We start from the raw sequence: 18682 nt of genomic DNA on the forward strand, positions 1-18682 counted from the left end.
CGGGCTGGTGCGTCATCGTCGCGATTCTCACCGCCCCTGGCCGTCTCGGCCGGGACGTGTTGCGGTGTCGCGCATGTTTCTGGCAGGCCGCGGGTTCAAGCTCGCACACGACCTGCGATGTTGTGCCCCCTCGGGTCGAATCCCAAGCACCGTGGGGTCTCGGCGCACACCCTGGCCAGCATCTCGAAGCGACGGTCCGCGTCGCTCACACCAGGGTGGCGGCGTACTCGTAGCATTCCTCGCATGGTGGGCGGTAAATACAAGGCACAGCAGGTCACCGACATTCTTCGGCAGCGTATCGCTCTGGGCCAGTACGCAGTTGGCGACCGGCTGCCCAGCATCGAGCAGCTCAACGACGAGTTCTTCAGCGTCGACGCCGGGCCGAAACCGGCCCGGGACGCCTATGCCCCGTTGATCCAGGAGGGGATGGTCACCGCTCGCGTCGGCCGAGCCGGCGGACACTTCCTGGTTTCGGCCGAGCCGTTGCCTACACTTCAGTTCCTACAGGAGGTGGCTACGTCACTGACCGACATCGTCGGTGTCGCCATGCAGCTGGCCAACCGCGCGGTCTATGTCGTGGAGTTCCGCAAAGCGCGGTCACGACATGGCTTCGGAGAATGCTTCCTTCCGTCCCGACTGGCCGCAGAATCGTTCGCGGTAGCAGTGCTGCAGGCCTTGGGTGAGCCGCGCCTGAAAGCCGAACGCGCCGCGGCCGCGGCGTCAGAGAGCCCAGCATTGACCCAGCGCGGGGGCTATCACGTCCGCATCTACGGACGTCGCCTGGGCCAACTACGCGATGACACCCCCGGTTCGACGTCCGCAACGCAGATCAACTGAATAATGTCACGCAGTCGCGTCGAAAACGACCGCTGCCCGCCGCGGGGATCACAATCACATCGTGACCGACATTCGGAACGACTCGTCAACCGGTGACCGCACCAAATTGGTTGATGGGCAATGGTATTCCCTACTGCTGCGACACCCACGGACACACAGGTTCGCCCGCTGGGACGGCACCCACGGGCACTTCGTGTGGATTGGAAGCTCTGAGGACCATCTGGTTGGTCTCGACGAGGTCGCCGAGGTGCTCGAGCGTGTCGACGAACCGCCAGCCGACTCGCCCTGGTCTTGATCTGCGCGACGTGCGCCAGCCAGCTGTTCCGTCACCATCGCCTTAACCTCGGTTGCGCGCCGAATCACACGCGCACGCCTCACCGCTGGCGGTGACCTCAGAGGCCGAGTGGCGACCCCAGCTGTCTCCGGTCGGGTGGTCATGATAGGCGATCAGCGGATCGCCTTGGCTGTTGTCGCTGAGGTAGTGACCCGTGATGAACTTGCCGGGCGAGAGTTGGACCAGAACCCGTTCCATTGGCTTCATGCCCGCTCCTCCTTGCCGTTTTCTCTCCCCTGTGCGCGGTGACGCGATCGGCCGTAGCTCAGATGAATCCCGTTCTGTAAGAGCACCTCCGGCGAATCGCGCTACGAGGACCATCTGGCTTGCATCACCGTGCGCCCCTCACATGAGGCCAGGCCCGCAGGTCGAGTTGACCACGAAGCCCGGACAGATCGGCTACTGGCCGGCTCCATTGAACACTGCGTGCGCGTGAGCGTGCAGGAGGTCCACGAAGTGCAACAGGTCTTCTGGTGTTCCGTCGATGATCAGTCCGTCGCCGCCGTCGTTGAACAGGCCAAGCGCGTGGCTTCCGGCGATCTCAGTCGTTCCCCACTCGGCGCGTGCGTCAACTGCTGACAGACCTTGATAGAGCGCACTCTTAGCATCGGTGTGCACGTAGTTATACCGATTTGACACTGACTCCCCCTACCTTGCAAGCAGTCTCGGCACGCGCATTGTGGCGATGCACAACACCGAGCGGCCTGAAACGACGACTTTAGGCAGCCGCCGGCCTTAACGAGGTGACCGACGCCATTGGACAGCCTCTATTTCTGATCCACGGCTCTACGTTGCGGCGGCGGAGAGGGCACGCAGCAACTGGGCTTGCTCGCACCAGCGTCGGCTGTCAAGGTCGAGCGCCGCCTGGCCGAGGTCGGTACGCAGACTCTCGACAGCATCCATGCGTGTGGGGGCAGGCCCGGCGAGGAAGTTGACGGACACCCGCGCGAGATCCTGGTGAATGCTCATGCGCGCAAGCGCGACTGCTCGGGAGCGATCTCCATTGTCGTACGCCAGCGACTGAGCCAGGGTCATGGCGAGCTCCACAGTGGCGCAATCGCCGTGGAAACCGATACCGATGACGTAGCGTTGCTCGACCACCGCCGCCGCGTCCCCGCCGCCGCACGTGGGTGTGCGCTCCCACCCCTGGCGATCTGATTCGGCACCCGTGTCAACCACCCGCTCGCCCCTTTCCAATCGCCGGTAGTTCCGGCCGAACAGCGACGCCACACCCAGGCGCCTTGGAAGTCAAGGGTGACGGTCATGCCCTCAGACGGGTGCTTTGCGATGCGTGTCGCACCGCTTTCTTACCGCTCGGCCTTGGGGGAAGGGGTGCCGATGCCCCGCATTCAGTGGTTAGACGGCGGCGGCTGCGAGATCGCCGGCGAGCCTCTTGAGGATGAAGGCCTGCAGCTTGCCGGCACCCTCGAGTCCTGCGTCGGCGGCCGCGCGTTCCAGCGCCGCACGCTCAGCCGGCAACAGATTGAGCTTGACCTGCTCGGTGCGCTGCCGCTTGGCGGAACCGCTGCGCCCCTTCCGCCTGGGAGCGCCGGCGACGGGCTGATCGATCATCGTCTCCATCAGGGCGGTCATGGCGGTCCTCCGGACTATGATTTGTAGGCGTCTACGTGCGGTGATGCTGCGTTTTGCTGCGTTTTCACCATCATACTGGCGAGTGTGGCACAACGTGCGCCTTGAGGGCGGGCGTGTCGCGCGTACGCGCGTGTTACATTTTGCATCATCAACGCAGTTCACAGTGTATTGCAGTACGAGGATTCGCTAGGGTGGTGCACTCGGGGTCAGTCAAGCGGCAAGGGGCGGAGGTTGGAGCGTTGACAAGCATCCAACGACCACCGAAACCTGGCCGCCCCACCGCATCCCTGCGTCAGGCGGCGCGCCTTCTGCGCCGGGACCCACGCACCGTTCAACGGATGGTCCGTGACGGTGAACTCGAAGGCGGCTATGAATCCACCGCTCATCAGCGGGCCCGCTGGTATGTCTACTCCGATCAGCTCTCCGCGCCGATTCGCCGACCCGCAGATGCAACACCGTCGGACAGCAGCACTGCGTCGCAGGAAATCATGGAGTTACGGGAAGAGGTCGCGGCCGCCAAGGCGCAGGCCGCCCAGGCAATCGAATCCAACCGACTGATCCTGGCAAGCCAGGCGATGCTGCTGACCGCGCTCAGCCAGTATCGCAACGCCAGCAACGAAATCAATGCCATCTCCGAGGACTACCGGGCCATCATCGAGGACTATCGCGGCCTCATCGAGCGCCATGCCGGCGCCGCACAGCGCTACCGCGATTCCGCGGACAGCTTTGCTGACATCCTGGAGAACTACCGCGATATCGTCAGCCAATTCTTCACCCCAAACGATGCGAGCGCTCTGACCGAGCATTAATCAGTGTCAACGCCCGGCGACACGCGCTGCACCGGCGGACACGGTCCCAGAAACGTCGATACTAAAAGGTTGCCGACACGAGGTGCGCCTACCACGGACCCACCCGCCGCGGCCTAGCCTCTTGGCCAGATCGAGCACCCGTACGTCAGCGGGGCCCACCGCACTCCGTGGGGCTCGCACAACCACGGTTCTCACCGGGAGGAATGTCTCACATGCGCGCACCAGAACATGAGCCAGTGCAGATCGCCGAAGGTGTCTGGGTCACCCTCAGCCCCTTGGACATTCCCGATGACTTCCCCAACCCCGAGCCGCATCGCTACCTCTGGGAGTTCACCGGGACTCCCGAACACGACGGTCACAGGACGACGTACTTCCCAACGCCGCACCATGCTTCGGCGATCCGGCGTGCCGCAGGAGGAGTTCAGTTTCATCACGCCAGCTCCGTCGAATCCGCCGTCGAGGCGGCTCGCGAACTCTACGCGCGCGCTCTCAACGAGCACGCGTAATCTCCGCCCCTCCACCAACGGACATGCGGCGCTATACACGCTTGCCGCGCAAGCGGTGCTTTGCGGTATGGGCAGACGTGAAGAAAGCGGCACGCATCGTGAGAACATGAAAATCGGCCGTGACAGTGCATTGTAGGGTCTCGAAGTTGGCGCCATCGCCTGTGCGCACTGCCCTGGGCGTTGCGCAGCGTCTCATGACGTCTGCACCGCGATGTGGCTCACGGACCGCTGCATTTCCTACAACGGTCTGACTGTCTACCTGTGGCCGTTGTGGCAACGGACAGCAGACCGTCGCGATTGTTCTCGGTACAACCGCCAACGAATGGTGCACGCAGAGTTAGGCACTTGTCTTCGGCGCGTGGAAAGCCGACTGACCTTGTCGGCCTCGCCGGATCGACACGGGTGGCAATGAAATGCAGGTAGTCGACTACGTAGGTGCGTCGCCAGTCGCCATGCCACGCTCGAATCCGAAGTGGCCACAACCAACATCGATAACTACCAACGGAGCCCGACGATGCCCATCACGTTTGCCGAACAGCAGGTCCATAACCTCGCGCAGGTAGGAGTTGATTTTAGCGTGGAACGCTCCGACATCGTCGACTGGCTGGGCAACCCCGACTTTACCCCCTACCCCGCAGTCGCACATGGACTGCTAAACCTATTGTCGGCCAACGGTCTACGCCGCCCCGTCTTCATCGATGTTGTCGTCGGCCACTACGAGTCCCTCTCTGCAGGGTCACCCCGTCGCGCTGAGGAGATCAGCGCCGACATTCTTAGCCAGGCCATCATCCAAGCCTCCAATGAACGGTATGGAACCGAGGACACAGACCTCGCCTCGCTGCTGAAGTAGCCAGTGAGTGACACCCGATCCGGCCAGCCCACATGCGACAGGCAGGGACTCGGCGGGACATCCGTTCAGAAGTGTCATGAACCCACTAACACGCCGGCAAGCGTCGTCTTTTGTGCCAGTCACCAGACACCACCCCGCGTCGCGATAGAGAGGTTGATGAATGCCCACACTTGACAGACCCGAGCGGCCCGATTCGTCGCCGAACGGAGGCTTCTTCATTCAGAGCACAGCCGGCCGTGCCGGAAACTACGAAGTAGTCATACCTTGGCCGGACGGGGGGCTCGCACATTTCGCTCGCGACAACGACGCTCACGATCTGCCATGGCACGGCCCCACCATTTTCGGCACGACATCGGCACGCTACGCCGGAGTCTCGCTCATCGAGTCGGATTTCAAAGCCTTCGGCCAACCCAGCTTGAAGAACTTTGAAGTCATTGCCGTCAACGACGACAATGACATCGAGCACTGGTGGCGAGAGAATGGCGGCGAGTTCAGCTGGCATCAAGCCCCCACGCTTCCGATACTGCCAGCGAAGGGCGTTCCCGCCCTCGCATCCACAGGTGCGGTCTTCCTCGAGGACGACTTTGGCTTGGGGATCACGCCCGACCGAGATGCTCACGCACCGAGCAGATTCTACGTGGCCGCGATATTTCCCGAGAAAGGCCTAGGAATCGTCAAACGTGAGAACGCAGCTGGTGGTCCTGGACCATGGGAGTCAATAGAAGACCTCCTCAGCACGACACGGCCGCATCCCAGGGTCGCCGACAACTTCGGTGATGCCGACCCGGCCGACTCCACGCCGTTCACCGGGGGTATCGGCCTGGCGCTCACCACCATGAACGCTGCCGGTGGAGATGGCAATTCGAGCCTATACGCGGGCTGGCGGGCGATGCGAGAAAACGGCGATATGTCGGGCGACATCCTCGCAGCAGCAGTATCGAATGAAGGCGCCCTCAACATCTATTTCTTGAGCGTTGATACCGGCCATATTTGGGATGGCACCTCCCTCAAACTGCCGAATGATCCGAAGCCGTGCCGAGGCCGAGCGGCGATCCTGCAGAGTAACTACGGCGTCGACGAAGCAGGCGGCTTCTTCATCGGCATGCTGCTCGACCGAAAAGAGTACGGGAACTTCGAAGTGATCGCACCTGCGAAAGACGGTGGACTCCTTTACTTCTGGAGAATGAATGACCACAGGGAGCATCGCCCGCTTCGCGAAGGCTGGACCTTCCAGGACCGCTTCGGAGATGCGCTGTACGACGAGGTTTCTCTCATTCAGAGCAGTTATGGATCCGACGACCACTGCACCCTGGAATTGGTCGCAAGAAGGCATGATCAGCGCGGATTCGACTTCTTCTGGCGGGAGCCCGACCGTGTTTGGCGTGGCCCATTTGTTGTTGCCGGTGAGCCAACAGGCGTTGTCCAGCAACCGTTGTCCGCCAGCGACATTCTCACGGATCTTCGCAATATCGGGATCAGCTATACCGTCAGCGAAGTAGCGATCCGAAGTTGGCTCGACAATCCCACCTTCACTCCCTATCCCAGTATTGCGGCGGCGCTGCTACAGCTATTGCGCGGCAGGCGCCTTCGCCGCGAAATTCCCATCGATGAGCTTCGACAGATCTACGAGGAGGGACGCAGGATGCCATCGCCTCGCAAACCGGAGGACGTGAATCTCTCGGTGTTGACCGAGGCGATAGTCGACAACTTCAACAGTCGATACGGAGAGACGGCGGCCAGCCTTGCCGACATTACGACCGCCTGAGATGCAGTCGACCGTGAGAAAATGAAATCGGTTGTGAGACACAACAATTTATGAATAGCCGCGCGCAAGGTCGCGGAACGAGGACATGTGAAGAGTAGACGCAACGGTGCACGTCTTGATCGGACCGTTGCGGTGCTTGGCCAGGATCAGGTCAGCCTCGCCGGCGCGCGGACTGTCGCGGTCATACCCGTCGGGCCGGTTGATGAGAATCACCAAATCCGCATCTTGTTCCAGCTGACCGGTCTCACGCAGGTCAGAGAGTTGCGGAACCTTATCGACGCGCTGTTCCGGGCCCCGGTTGAGCTGACAGACCGCGACCACCGGGACGTCAAGTTCCTTGGCCATCAGCTTCAGACTGCGAGAGAACTCCGCTACCTCCGTTTGCCGGGACTCCACCTTCTTGCCCGAGGTCATCAGCTGTAGGTAGTCGACGACGATCAGCTGCACATCCGACTTCTGTTTGAGACGCCGCGCCTTGGCGCGGATCTCCATCATGGTCAGGTTCGGCGAGTCGTCGATGTAGAGCGGGGCGTCGCCGATCTCACCCATCCTCCGGGCCATCTGGGTCCAATCGTCATCACTCATCCGACCGGCACGCATGTCGGACAGCTTGATGCGCGCCTCAGCTGACAACAGCCGCATCACGATCTCCGACTTGCTCATCTCCAGGCTGAAAATCACGCTGCCCCGGCGGTGTTTGATCGAGCACGACCGCATGAAATCCAATGCCAGAGTGGATTTCCCCTGACCCGGCCTGCCAGCAACAATGACCATCTGGCCCCCGTGCAAACCAGTGGTCACCTCGTCGAGCTCGGCGAACCCAGTCGGGATACCTTGGCCTCGGCCACCGCCTGCCTGGATGGCGTCGATCTCGTCCATGGTGGGCTGCAGGAGGTCCTCCAGCGCCACCATGTCCTCGCTGCCGCGGTCCTCGGTGACGTCGTAGATCTCAGCCTGGGCGCGGTCGACGACCTCGGCTACGTCGGCTCCCTCGGCGCCGGCGTAGCCGTACTGCACCACACGGGTGCCGGCCTCCACCAAACGCCGCAGCACGGCCTTCTCGGCGACGATCCCGGCGTAGTAGCCCGCGTTGGCGGCTGTGGGCACCGTGGCGATCAGGGTGTGCAGGTACGGCGCCCCACCGACGCGCCGCAGCACCCCGCGCCGGTCAAGTTCGGCGGCGACGGTCACCGCGTCTGCCGGCTCACCCTGCCCGAACAGACCCAGGATCGCGTCGTAGATCTGTTGGTGGTTGGGCCGGTAGAAGTCCTTGGGCCGCAACCTTTCGAGCACATCGGCGATAGCGTCCTTGCTGAGCATCATTCCGCCCAACACGGACTGCTCGGCGGCCAAGTCCTGCGGCGGCTGCCGGCCGTTATCGAGGTCGCTATCGGGCTCCACCTGTCGGCGGCGACGTGTGTGCGTCGGTGCGTCGTGAAGATCGGTCATGCCGAGATCGCCTCCTCGAATTCGTCCTCGTCGCCACCGGTAGCGAGGTCGGCCGCGATGTCGGGCCAGCACTGGTCACACACCGTTGCCATGGCTTTCAATGGCAGCTCTGGGCGGTAGACGCCGTGAACGGATCCGCACACCACGCAGTTGCAGCCACCACTGATCGCCAGATCCATCAGGAGTTCCTCGCTCAACGACGGCACCGCAGAAACGGGCGTGACGGCAACGGGTTCCGGTTCGTAGTCGGCGAGGATGTCGCTGGCCCAGCGCTCCAACGCCTCCGCCAACGGCAGCTCGGGGAACATGTGGGTCGCCCTGCGGGCAGCCACCCCCAACGCAGCCATCGGATCCTGTGACCGCCGCCCGAACGTCACCTCGTCGGCAAGAAGAACCTGCGCGCGCAGCTCTGGGCTGGTCATCGCCGCCAGATCAACGAACCGCCGGTCTTTGGCGCTCTCGGCCTCGGCACGCGCTGTCGCCGCCGCCCGCGCGTCCCACGCGGCCTGCAGCGGGCGCAGGCGTGGACCCGCACCCACGACGTTTTGCTGCAGACGCCACACCGCGAGCTTGTACGGGCGCTGCACGTCAGCGGGCATTTCAGCGTTGAGGACCTCGAGGATCTGGTCAGCGCGCCAACCCCGCTTGAGCCGCTGCAGGATTTCACTTCCGAGCTTCCACCGCAGGTGCTTCGGCAGCTGGGCCATCGCCTCGGGCAGCCCGTCCATGACGGTCTTCAGTTCGCCTCGGGGAACCTTCACCACAGTCGGTCGAGAAGTCTCACGCTGCGGGTCGTTGCGGAGGGTAGGGAGGTAACTCCGTTGGTCTATATAAGGAAGCGGCTCGGAAAAGGTGACGGATTTGGACTTGGAATGGCCGCTGTAGTCGACGATCACGCGCCCGAAGGCGTCCCGCTGAAGGACCTCTATGCCCTCGGTGAACCGGGAATGGATGGCGACCACGGCGTGCCTCCCGCGGCCCTGTGCGGGCCGGTAGACGATCAACTCGTCGGCCGCCAAGGAAGCCAGCGCGCGCCCGACGGTCTTGGGGTCGTAACGACGCCACCCGGCTGCTGCGATCAAATCGACGATCTGCGACAGCCCGACACGGTCATCGGTCAGCCTGCTGTAGCCGCACAGCAGCTTGAGCACCGCTGCCAGGGCATGCCGGCGTGCGCCACGCAGACGAAGTTCAGCTGCGCAGGATTCGACGCGTTCCCGCACGGCCGCAGCGTCAGAGAATTCCACGCGCGGACGTGGCCCGACGGCGGCCACGCGGCGTCGACGCGACGACGGCACCGTAGTCGTGAGGTGGCTCATCGCACCGCACCCGGCCTCGGCGCGGTCCACAGTGGAGCTCCGGTCGCCCATAACGCCGAGGCCACCGAAGTCAGTGCGCGGGCGGCAAAGTGGACGCCATAGCGGCCGAGGTAACGGTCCGCCGGACGGTCCGCTGCGGCGCCCTGGCCCCGCCCACAAGGTGTATGCGCGACTCGCTGCGAGGTCAGTGCCCCTACCGGCGTCCGATGCAGGCGGGGGCGTCCGAGCTCGATCAGCGCGACGTTTTGCGACGACATCAACCTCGAACCGGCGCCAAGGGCGCGGTTCTGGCTAATGCATCGAAGGAATGTGCTTGTAGTGCTTGCACTGCTATCAGGGCGTGTTCTACCCTGGAACTCACCTGGCACGGTGAAAGTCCCTTCGCTTCGCGAGGGGCACGAGATCGAAGTTGACGCTTCGCTCTCAAACGGCCCGGAGTTACCGCTCCGGTGGCATGCTTCAAGCGTCCAACTCCCCCGAAGGGGGGACTGCCGTATGTGTCCCTACTGATTTAGTTGTGAGGTCGACTCAGCAGCGCCCCGCTGTCAGGGCGCGCAGTGTCGCGCGATGTACTAGCTGCACCTCCTCATTGCCGCCGCGGATGACACTCCCGTGGATGCGCGCGTACGCGCGCCACCGGTTCATCGCAACATGTCACCGCGGGAAACTCGTGGAACGACACGATCGAGCGAGCCAACGGGCTGCTCAGAACCGTGCTGGGTCTCGGCGAGGTATTCCACTGCCCACCGACACAACCGCTGCCAGTCGACCTCGATATAGCGCGCCAGCGCCGGATCTGAGCGCTTAGCCTCTCCTGCGACCACCGAGGCCACCCAGCGCAACGCTGCAGTCCCCCGTAGCCCCGTGGCCATTCGCGCCGCGTCCAAAATCGTTGGCGGCTCCCCATCGTCTCGGCCGTGCGCCCGATCGGTATATGTGGTGATCCAACAGGCGACCAGCAGCTTCGCCTCGCCGACCAATTCGTGATCGCGCAACGCGGCCATTACTGCCTGCCGGTCAGCGGACACATCGTGGCTCGGCTCGCGCCGCCGCTGCCGACGCCGATGCTGGGCGATGTCGGTCACCGACGGCCGCTCAGAGGACGACACCAAACCATCGAGAGTCACGAGACCACCCCCATCACCAAACGGTCAAACCGGGCGTCATGGTCGTATGAGGCACTCAGCGCGCAGCTCAAACAGCTCAGCGTCGGTGCCCGGCTCGCATCGTCCACGTCCAGCGGCCGACCGTCCGTTGTCCAACCCAACACCGCCAACGAGCCGGAGTGACGGGCCAACTCCTCATGTAGAAGCCCGGCCGCAGCTGCGGCACGATCGACATCAATTGCGTTCCCCCACGCCAGAACCACCAGATCGCGATCGTGAGCCAGTGAACGCAGCGCGGTCAGTTCCGGCAGGTCGGGACCAGCGCTTGGCCCACCGCCAGCAGGTTCCGCCGACGGGCCGATGAAACCGACGTCGACGCCGCCGTAGCCCAGGTCTCGAGCGATCAGTGCGCATCGACGATGAACCGCGGCGGTGCGGTGGTGGGGGCGGTGCTGCGCCGACAGCACCCAGCCAAGCAGTGGTTGCCGAGAGTCCCAGCAGTGCATCAGCCGCCGTTGAGGACCGCTCCTGTCCCGGGCTGGCGCCCCACGCATGGGCCAGACCTGCCGTTGGGACCGCTGCAGGATCACAGCTTGCGCTCGTCCGTTCTGGTCGGTGGGTGTGGTGAGAGCGCGCCGACCAAGCGCTCCACCTCGCGATGCCGGCGTGCCTATGACGTCAGGCGCCGGCTTGCGCCTGCTCAACCAGGCAATGTCGGTCCTCACGGACGCCTCCGTGAGGAGGCGTGCGCGTTACTGGGTCCATCGTTCGGCATCAATCCCGGCGCGGCCGCGAGGACGCCCGGCACTGGGATCGTCGCGGTGTGAGCGTGATGATGCAGCTGAGTGTGCTCGGTCAGCTCAACACTGGCCATCGCCGAGAAAAGCCGACGCGCCTGGCCGGCAACGTCACCACCGACGAAGTCCCAATCGAGGGTGCTCAGGCGCTCGGCAAGGTCGTGAAGGGCCTCCGCCCGTCCCGCCGCAATCATCGTCCCGGTGCGACGGTGCACTAGGGCCAATCCGTCGACTAGGCGCAGCGAACCCAATTCAGACGTGTCGATGCGGGGGGTGATGACCAAACCGGGGCAGGTCGTGCGTTGTGCCGTGAGGTCAACGCACTGCTCACCGACACGCACGGTTTGACTGACGAAAGGGGTCACCGAGGGCGCACGTTCCAGCATTGAGGTCATGGCCGCCCCTTCGAGATCGTCTCCTCGGCAACCTCGTCCGCATCTAGCGTCAACGTAAGCTGCTCCGCGACAACCGAATCCGTGTTCTTACGGCGGATGAGGGCTATCGATATGTCCCCGCCGTAGTCGATGGGGACCGCGCCGAGGGCGATCGCCTGCCGCCGTTTGGAGTCGGTCACGTCGTAGTGCGAAAGGGCCGTCCCAGGATGCTGCGCCCAGGCCCTCTTGAGGCCGAGCTTGGCGGCGAAGGCATTGAGTTCATCGTCGGAGTCGGCCATCAGGTGTGACCACCTGCCCGCGATGGTGCCCACCTGTGCCGGTAGCCGCATGTTGTCGACGTAGACGGTCATGCGCTACGCCACCCCAGGTAGAGGTAAGCCGTAGTCGGCTAGGCATGTCGTGCACGTGTCGACGCCAGCGGGGGCCGCGTGGCGACAGATAGAGCATCGGGCAGGCGGTCGCGGCACGAAGGTCGCCATGGCGAACTTTCCGCCACCGACCGCATCGGAGATCTCAGGAGATGCCATCAGCTGCCCCTTCGCGGCGGGTGGTGGCTCGTACCGGCATGTCACGGCCGGCGGGAACCCGTGGTGATCGCGATGTAGTCATCGGTGGCCTCCAACTGGCGAGGCCGCGGCGCCTGACGCACCAACTGACGCGGCGGCTTCGAGCGAATCGTGAGCGGATGATTGGTCAGCGACCTGCGCCGTCAACGAGCTCCCGTTCGGAGCCCGATTCGCCGCTGCGGCAAGCTCTTCGGCGAACAGACATGCCCGGTCGAGCTGGCAACTAAATGCACTCTTCGTCATCGGAGGAGACATCCTGGCCGCCAGGTCGGCTAAGGAGGCCTGGTCATCAGAGGCGCGCCGCTGCAGCACCTCCAACCAGCGCCGTCGCCAGACCGGTGACGTGGAGAGATTGACCGACGTGAGGACTTCCAGGGCGGCCCGGGCGCGCGCCGACTGTCGCGCCGCAGCGTCTCGCCGCCGGTGTTCGTTGGCGGCACCGAGGGACTCGGCGTTACGCCACGTCCGCCCCGATCCGGGATAGCTGTGACGAGACATCAGAACCGCCTCCCCCACGTCACCGTCCCCCGGAGCAGTGACGTGACGGCCTGATGCTCGCCGCGATGGTGTTCACGCGCGGCGCGGCGCGTCTCCGCGCCAATCACCTGCCCGCATCGCCACCGGGGCCTTTCGCCCACCGAACCCCTCACCCGGTGCGCGAAAGCGTGAGTCTTCGTCACGTAACTGCCGGCCACCGACACGGCATGGGACTGGCGGACAGCCGACGATGTGGATGCCACCGGACTGGCCGAGGGTCGCCCCGCCGCGGTCATCCGGCTTTCCTGATGTCGTCGAAGTCATCCAGGGAGTCGAGGTCGAAGTCCAGGCCCAGGGCGTCCTCATCGACGTCGTCGAGATCATCGTTCTCGTCGTCGATGGCGAGCCCGTCTTCGTCGAACTCATCGAGGTCCTCGATGTCGTCGACGTTCGCAGAAGCAGGGTCGGCGACGCCGCTAGCGGCCTCGAGCCTGCGCTTGAGGCGCCGACGCTCGCGCTCGCTGAGGCCGCCCCAGATCCCGAAGCGTTCGTCACGGGCGAGCGCTTCGTTGAGGCAATCCCCGATGACGGGGCACCGCTGGCAGATCCGTTTGGCGTCGCGGGTGGACCCTCCCTTTTCGGGGAAGAACGCCTCGGGATCGGTTTGGGCGCACAAGCTCTTGCGCTCCCACTGATCGTCGGAGAGATCCAAGCCCAGGAGATGAGCCAGGGAGATGTTGGTGACTGCGGTGGTGGCGGGCCCGTCCTCGTTGTCGCCGATGATGAGTGGCGGTTCGTCGCGAGCGGAGTCTTCGAGGCGAGGGGCCTGCACGTCACCGGTCTCACGCGCGAGCGCGGTATTGCCGGCGAGTAGCGCTTCACGTGCTTCGGTGAATTTAGCCGCGATGTCGGCGCGGGTGCGGCCTTCCTGATCCTGGTAGCTGAGCAGCTTTCCGTCCGGGACGACGCGACGCAATTGGGCCGTGACGGCTGCCAACGGCACGACCATTGCTTGTGCGCGCCAAGCACGTTCGGCGACGTGGTATAGGTCGCAGCGGTCTTTGTCCCATTTGCGCAGCGCGATGGTGCGTGCACCTTCGAGGACGTTGGCTACACCCATCACCAGTTCGTGCGGCGGCGGTGTCGTGACTGTGATGGTGGTTGGTGATGCGGTAATCTCTTGGACGTCGTTCATAGCGATCTCCCCCTTCGGGTGGATGCCGATCCAGTTCGTGGCTCGATCGGCGATAGCAAGGACTAGCCCTCGGTGGCGACCCCCCGGTCACCGAGGGCTGTCGCATTTCTGGGCTGCGCGCCGGACCTTCCCTTCACCACTCGCGGGTGCGTGTCTGTGGAGATTCGCCGGCTCGCGTGAGGTTCGCGTGTGGGGCCGCCTCCTTGAGTTCTTTTGATCAGTGACTCCGAATGGAACCTGTTGGCGTCTCCGTATGGGACTGACTGTAAACCCCGAATAGAGACGCCGTCAACCGCTGAACGGAGACATTTGTCAGATTCAAACGCTCAAACGGTCTCGAACCGATACGCCCGTCGAGGATGTAGCGGACAAAACCGGCACTCATGGTCGGAGTTATGTCCTCTTGCGGCGCTAGGTCCGGCGCTGACCAGGACGTATGATGTTGGCCATGACCGCACCGCCCGGCGGAAATGTCCGGCTCCGCGCCGCCCGCCGTGAACGGGGCCTCATCTCACAAGCGGACTTCGTCGGCGCGTTGACCGCGAAGGCCACCGAACTCGGCCTCGGCCCGCTCTCTGTCACTACGCGCACCGTCCGGCGGTGGGAATCCGACAACCCGGGGTGGCCTCACCGGCCACACGTCGAAGCGCTTGAGGCGCTGTTCGGACTGCCGATCACAGATCTGGGCTTCACCCCCCGCTCTGAGCGGATATCGCCCTCCGCCGTAGAACGCGGCGGTAGACCACCGGGCCCGATCCTTCCGTCAACCCCCGAAGGCCCCACTCCCCCGCCGCACTTCCATGAGATGGCCTCCGCTCAGGCCACCGCCAAGTACACGCAGATGACGACCCTCTACAGCGACATGTACTGGCACGTCCCAGCAAAGATGCTGCAGCAGTCCATATTTCGACACGCAGAACTCGGAACGTCGCTACTGGCAGCCACCGGCACCGAGACCACTGAGCTGGCAACCCCCGTTGCCCTGGCCTGGATGCTCGCCGGCCGAGTGCTGCTCTTCGACCTGCATCGACCCAGCGACTCTCGGGCTTGCTTCACCGAAGCCCTCGAGTGCGCGCGCCTGACTGAAGACGAGTCGCTGGGGGCAGCTGCCCTCGGTCACCTGGCGCTAGCGGTGATGCGTGAGGACGCTGGCGACCTGCCCCACGCACGAGAACTCATCAGGTCCGCCCGCTCCCTCTCACGTCGCGGAGGCAATCCCGCGCGACTGCAAGCATGGCTGGACACCATCGAGGCCGACATTGCCTCACGCGCCGGCGACCACGGGAACGCCGCGACACTCATCGCACACGCCGAGCAGTCCTTTCGTGGGACCGATGGCCGGCCCCCCTGGCTGGACTGGTTCACCACACATCGGATGGCGATAGCCAAAGCCAACACGCTGTTGTCGGCCGGCCGCCTCACCGACGCCCGGATGGCATTGGATCGTGCACTCAACGAGCTGCCCACCGAGGACGTGAAGACGCGAGCATTGACGTTGTGTGACCTGGCTGCCGTCCACGCCGTCGGGCGAGAACCCGAACAAGCCGCCGCACTGCTCACTGCCGCACTTGACGAGATGGGACCCGTACCCTCGGCCGCTTTGAGTCGCCGCATCCACACAGTGCGCACGATGCTCGACGAATGGACTGACAGCACCGCGGTGCACAAACTCGATGACCGCCTCTCTGCGTGGGACACGACCATCACAGCGGCAACGGCATGAGCGCCAACACAACTCCACCCACCTGGGCGGCAGTCATTCAAGCCCGCCGCGACCAGCTGGGCATCTCACAGGCTCAACTCGCGCGCCTGGCCGGCGTTCCTAAGGGCACCTTCCAGCGCTACGAGACCGGCGACAGAGAGCCGCCACTGTCCGTCGCGCGCGCTATCGCCGAAGCCCTGGACGTCTCGCTGGCCGAGCTAGCTGGTCAGGTACCAGCCAGCGAGGACCTGGTGGAGACGCCTGGGTTGTCTGTCGTCGGTGAAGTGATGCAGGCGCGTCGTCGCGAACTCGGGCTGACTCAGACCCGTGTTGCGAACACCGCCGGGCTGGCCCTAGAGGCCTACCAACGGTACGAATCTGGCGATCAAGAGCCGTCGCTAGCTGCCGCGGCGGCTATCTGCGCCGCTCTCGACATCGGTCTGCCCACCCTCGCCGGCGTTGACCCGCGCCCTATAGAACTCAACGGGAAATGGTGGGCGACCTGGCAAGGCGGTTTTGGCCACCACGACCAGGCCGACCTGCACACCGTCGACGCGCTCCGTGCCGGTGACACCCTGTTGCTCGACAACGCATGGAGAGGCGAGCTCCGGATCTTCTCCAACGAGGTCCTCATCGGGTGGTACCGGCCGCCAGGAAGGAGCACGCGCAGCCGTCAGGCCGTTTTCCTCTGGTTACCTGCCAGCGAGGAGTATCTCTACGGCCGGTGGACGGGAGTCGCGGCGAACAACTCGGTGGTATCCGGCTGGTGCGTGCTAGCGCGCGACGAATCAACCTCCCGGGAAGTGTTCGAGAAACTGGCCCGCGACAACGTGCAGCCACGGCCGGCACTGAAGCTGCCGGAACTGGGATCGTGGGGTTCCGGGTAGTTCACGCGCCACCCCTCCCCTCCCCCACCACGCCCTGCGCCCCGATTAGGAAGCGAACGCCGCCCACGCGGTCGGCTGAAAGCTTGTATAGCACCGCTAGTAGTGCTGTTCTGGCACGCGCGCGCGTTACACGCAACCACGTATAGCAGCGCTAGGTCGTAAAGCGGTGCACCGCTCTCGGCGCTGACCTGCCGAAAGCTGCCCAATGCTCAGCAGTAAACCGCCTAGCAAACGTGTGTCTTGCACTGTATGGACTGCCTTGCGGAGCGATGCTGTGCAGATACTCCCCCAGCTTGGAAAGGATCGCCCCGCGATGGCCCGCAGTGCAACACTGTCTAGTGCATACGGGCGCGGTGCTGCGCAGTACGTAGCGGTCTCACGCACCGCACCACATAGCGCCGCACGGCGGTGCTATGCCCTACGTAGCAGCCCTCTGCGGTGCATACCTACGAAAGGACTGCTGCCGGATGTACTGCAGCGGCCTGCGTCGATGTGCACCACAGCGCAGCGCTGCTATATGGACTGCGGTGCGCTCCAGCGCACACTAATGCGCCACACAGCGGTACGGAGTGTTGCAGTCACTTGTAATGCTGCGCGACGTACCACACAGAGCAGCGATGTACCAATTTACGGTGCGACACGCCGTACCGTACTGCGAATGCGTGCTACATGGTGCGACACTAGGTACCGCGATGCACCGCTAGGGATGCTATACACCGCATGTATAGCATCGCTAGGGGCGCAATCACGTAAATCGGTGGAAGACCTGATAGCGGCGAAAGCGCCGCGACCACTGCTAGACGCTCGACACGGAGGAGTAACCAATGAAGAAAACAGCCATCGCCAACCAGAAGGGCGGCGTCGGCAAAACCGCCACCGTCCTGGGCCTATGCAGCGCGGCGACCGCCCTCGGGCACAGGATCCTCGCCGTTGACCTCGACCCGCAGGGCAACCTAACTCGCGGACTGGGCGTGGACGCCAGCCAGCTCGGCGACGACACCGCCACAGCCAACGAACTGCTCCTCGAACTCCAGGAGGGGACCGCCCTGGATGCCGTTGTGGCCTCGCCCTGGCCGGGCATCGACGTCATCCCGGCCACGTTGGACCTCGCCAACCGGGACCTCGACGGCGCCAACGACGTCATCTTCCGCCTCCGAGCCGCTTTCGAAGGCTGTGATCTGAGCGCCTACGACGCGGTCCTCTTCGACTGCCCGCCCAGCGTGGGCCGCCTCCTCGTCGGCGCGCTGGTTGCCGCCGATCAAGTCATCTACGTCACCGAAGCCAGCATCGACAGCCTCGGCGGCATCAAGAACGTGCAGGACACCACTTCTTTCGTCAAGAAACGCGTCAACCCTGCCATCGAGATCGCTGGCATCGTGATCACCAAGCGGGAGAACAACGGCGAAGAGGAGTTCCGCGAGGCCGAGATCCGCGACGTGTATGGCGATTTGGTGGCGAAGACCGTTATTCCGAAACGGGCGGCATGGAAAGACGCCAACGGCCTCGCCACCCCGATCCATTCCATGCGGGGGAGCGCCGGCGCCCGTGCGCTGAGTACAGCCTTCACCGATTTGTTCCTCGAACTCCCCATCACCGAGCCCGTCACCGCAGGAAGGTAGACCACCGCCATGAGCACCACAAAGATCACACGCCAACGCGTTCTGCGCGCCGCCGGCGAGCAGCACCCCGTCGTCGGACTCATCGACCAGGCCGACGGCACCGCCACGCCGCCCTCCGAACACGAGGCCGCCCCGGCGCCGCCGCAGCCCCCAGTAACCTCCGCGCCGGCACCCACGCCGCCACGGGCCCCGAGCGCGCCCATCGCTGCCGAGACACCGGAAGAGCAAGCCTCCAAGAAGCAGGTCAACTACCGTCTCGCCCCCGCCCTGATCGGCGAACTGAAAAAGGCGAGCCTGGTACACAGCTACCGCCAAGGCCGGCAGATCAGCCAGAACCAGATCGTGGAGACAGCACTGCGCGAGTGGCTGGATGCCAACGGTCCGTTCGACCTCTGACCACCTGAACCTAGAAGAGCACAACCGGCGCAAGACCAAGCGCAACGAGCTCCAGGCCGGGCCTCGTCCGCGCGCCGCTT

General features: G+C 64.3%; 19 protein-coding genes and 1 pseudogene. 9 read left to right on the forward strand and 11 right to left on the reverse strand.

Features of this window, described 5'->3' with window-relative positions; genetic code table 11:
* Positions 1–243 precede the first annotated feature (243 nt).
* A complete protein-coding gene (locus H7J86_RS32000; RefSeq protein WP_267295921.1) occupies positions 244–837 on the forward strand; it encodes a GntR family transcriptional regulator in 594 nt (197 codons plus the stop codon).
* Between the two features lie 337 nt (positions 838–1174).
* Here H7J86_RS32000 and H7J86_RS32005 read toward each other — a convergent pair whose 3' ends face one another.
* The 4 genes from H7J86_RS32005 to H7J86_RS32020 form a co-directional block, all read right to left on the reverse strand.
* Positions 1175–1378 (reverse strand): hypothetical protein, encoded by a 204-nt coding sequence (locus tag H7J86_RS32005; RefSeq protein WP_267295923.1) that lies wholly within the window; start codon positions 1376–1378, stop codon positions 1175–1177.
* Between the two features lie 192 nt (positions 1379–1570).
* The gene (locus tag H7J86_RS32010) at positions 1571–1789 is read right to left on the reverse strand and encodes a hypothetical protein (RefSeq protein ID WP_267295925.1); all 219 of its coding nucleotides are present in this window, start codon (positions 1787–1789) and stop codon (positions 1571–1573) included.
* 168 nt (positions 1790–1957) lie between these two features.
* Positions 1958–2401, reverse strand: a complete 444-nt coding sequence (locus tag H7J86_RS32015; RefSeq protein WP_267295927.1) for a hypothetical protein — start codon at positions 2399–2401, stop codon at positions 1958–1960.
* A gap of 126 nt (positions 2402–2527) precedes the next feature.
* A complete protein-coding gene (locus H7J86_RS32020; protein ID WP_267295929.1) occupies positions 2528–2764 on the reverse strand; it encodes a hypothetical protein in 237 nt (78 codons plus the stop codon).
* Between the two features lie 338 nt (positions 2765–3102).
* Between H7J86_RS32020 and H7J86_RS32025 the strand changes: the two genes are divergently transcribed.
* From H7J86_RS32025 to H7J86_RS32040, 4 genes are all read left to right on the forward strand, one after another.
* Positions 3103–3573, forward strand: coding sequence for a hypothetical protein (locus H7J86_RS32025; protein WP_267295931.1), 471 nt, complete (start codon positions 3103–3105; stop codon positions 3571–3573).
* A 212-nt stretch (positions 3574–3785) separates the two neighbouring features.
* Positions 3786–4079 (forward strand): hypothetical protein, encoded by a 294-nt coding sequence (locus tag H7J86_RS32030; protein WP_267295933.1) that lies wholly within the window; start codon positions 3786–3788, stop codon positions 4077–4079.
* A gap of 514 nt (positions 4080–4593) precedes the next feature.
* Positions 4594–4929: a hypothetical protein gene (locus tag H7J86_RS32035; RefSeq protein WP_267295935.1), complete on the forward strand. Its 336-nt coding sequence runs from the start codon at positions 4594–4596 to the stop codon at positions 4927–4929.
* A gap of 160 nt (positions 4930–5089) precedes the next feature.
* Entirely contained in the window at positions 5090–6694 is a 1605-nt protein-coding gene (locus H7J86_RS32040; protein ID WP_267295936.1) for a hypothetical protein, read from the forward strand.
* 48 nt (positions 6695–6742) lie between these two features.
* Here the strand turns inward: H7J86_RS32040 and dnaB are convergent, their stop codons facing one another.
* The 7 genes and pseudogenes from dnaB to H7J86_RS32080 form a co-directional block, all read right to left on the reverse strand.
* Positions 6743–8095 carry a replicative DNA helicase gene (gene dnaB / locus H7J86_RS32045; RefSeq protein WP_372517365.1) on the reverse strand — a complete coding sequence of 451 codons (1353 nt, stop codon included), beginning with the start codon at positions 8093–8095 and terminating at the stop codon, positions 6743–6745.
* Positions 8096–8139: 44 nt separating this feature from the next.
* Positions 8140–9294: a hypothetical protein gene (locus H7J86_RS32050; protein WP_267295940.1), complete on the reverse strand. Its 1155-nt coding sequence runs from the start codon at positions 9292–9294 to the stop codon at positions 8140–8142.
* 809 nt (positions 9295–10103) lie between these two features.
* Entirely contained in the window at positions 10104–10547 is a 444-nt protein-coding gene (locus H7J86_RS32055) for a hypothetical protein (RefSeq protein ID WP_267295942.1), read from the reverse strand.
* A gap of 38 nt (positions 10548–10585) precedes the next feature.
* A complete protein-coding gene (locus H7J86_RS32060; RefSeq protein ID WP_267295943.1) occupies positions 10586–11035 on the reverse strand; it encodes a DUF1643 domain-containing protein in 450 nt (149 codons plus the stop codon).
* Between the two features lie 254 nt (positions 11036–11289).
* Positions 11290–11760, reverse strand: a complete 471-nt coding sequence (locus H7J86_RS32065; RefSeq protein ID WP_267295945.1) for a hypothetical protein — start codon at positions 11758–11760, stop codon at positions 11290–11292.
* Entirely contained in the window at positions 11757–12110 is a 354-nt protein-coding gene (locus H7J86_RS32070; RefSeq protein WP_267295947.1) for a DUF4031 domain-containing protein, read from the reverse strand. Before H7J86_RS32070 ends, H7J86_RS32065 begins: the two co-directional genes overlap by 4 nt.
* A 1180-nt stretch (positions 12111–13290) precedes the next feature.
* Positions 13291–13539: pseudogene (locus H7J86_RS32080) on the reverse strand (WhiB family transcriptional regulator); the annotation flags it as partial.
* 907 nt (positions 13540–14446) lie between these two features.
* Between H7J86_RS32080 and H7J86_RS32085 the strand changes: the two are divergent.
* The 4 genes from H7J86_RS32085 (at position 14447) to H7J86_RS32100 (ending at position 18602) form a co-directional block, all read left to right on the forward strand.
* Positions 14447–15721, forward strand: a complete 1275-nt coding sequence (locus H7J86_RS32085; RefSeq protein ID WP_267295951.1) for a helix-turn-helix transcriptional regulator — start codon at positions 14447–14449, stop codon at positions 15719–15721.
* Positions 15718–16587 carry a helix-turn-helix domain-containing protein gene (locus tag H7J86_RS32090; protein WP_267295953.1) on the forward strand — a complete coding sequence of 290 codons (870 nt, stop codon included), beginning with the start codon at positions 15718–15720 and terminating at the stop codon, positions 16585–16587. The genes H7J86_RS32085 and H7J86_RS32090 overlap by 4 nt, the downstream gene beginning before the upstream one ends.
* Before the next feature lie 824 nt (positions 16588–17411).
* The gene (locus tag H7J86_RS32095) at positions 17412–18206 is read left to right on the forward strand and encodes a ParA family protein (RefSeq protein WP_267295955.1); all 795 of its coding nucleotides are present in this window, start codon (positions 17412–17414) and stop codon (positions 18204–18206) included.
* Positions 18207–18215: 9 nt separating this feature from the next.
* Positions 18216–18602, forward strand: a complete 387-nt coding sequence (locus tag H7J86_RS32100) for a hypothetical protein (protein WP_267295956.1) — start codon at positions 18216–18218, stop codon at positions 18600–18602.
* The last annotated feature ends 80 nt before the right edge of the window (positions 18603–18682 follow it).

This window comes from Mycobacterium hackensackense, assembly GCF_025822555.1.
Lineage (GTDB): Bacteria > Actinomycetota > Actinomycetes > Mycobacteriales > Mycobacteriaceae > Mycobacterium > Mycobacterium fluoranthenivorans.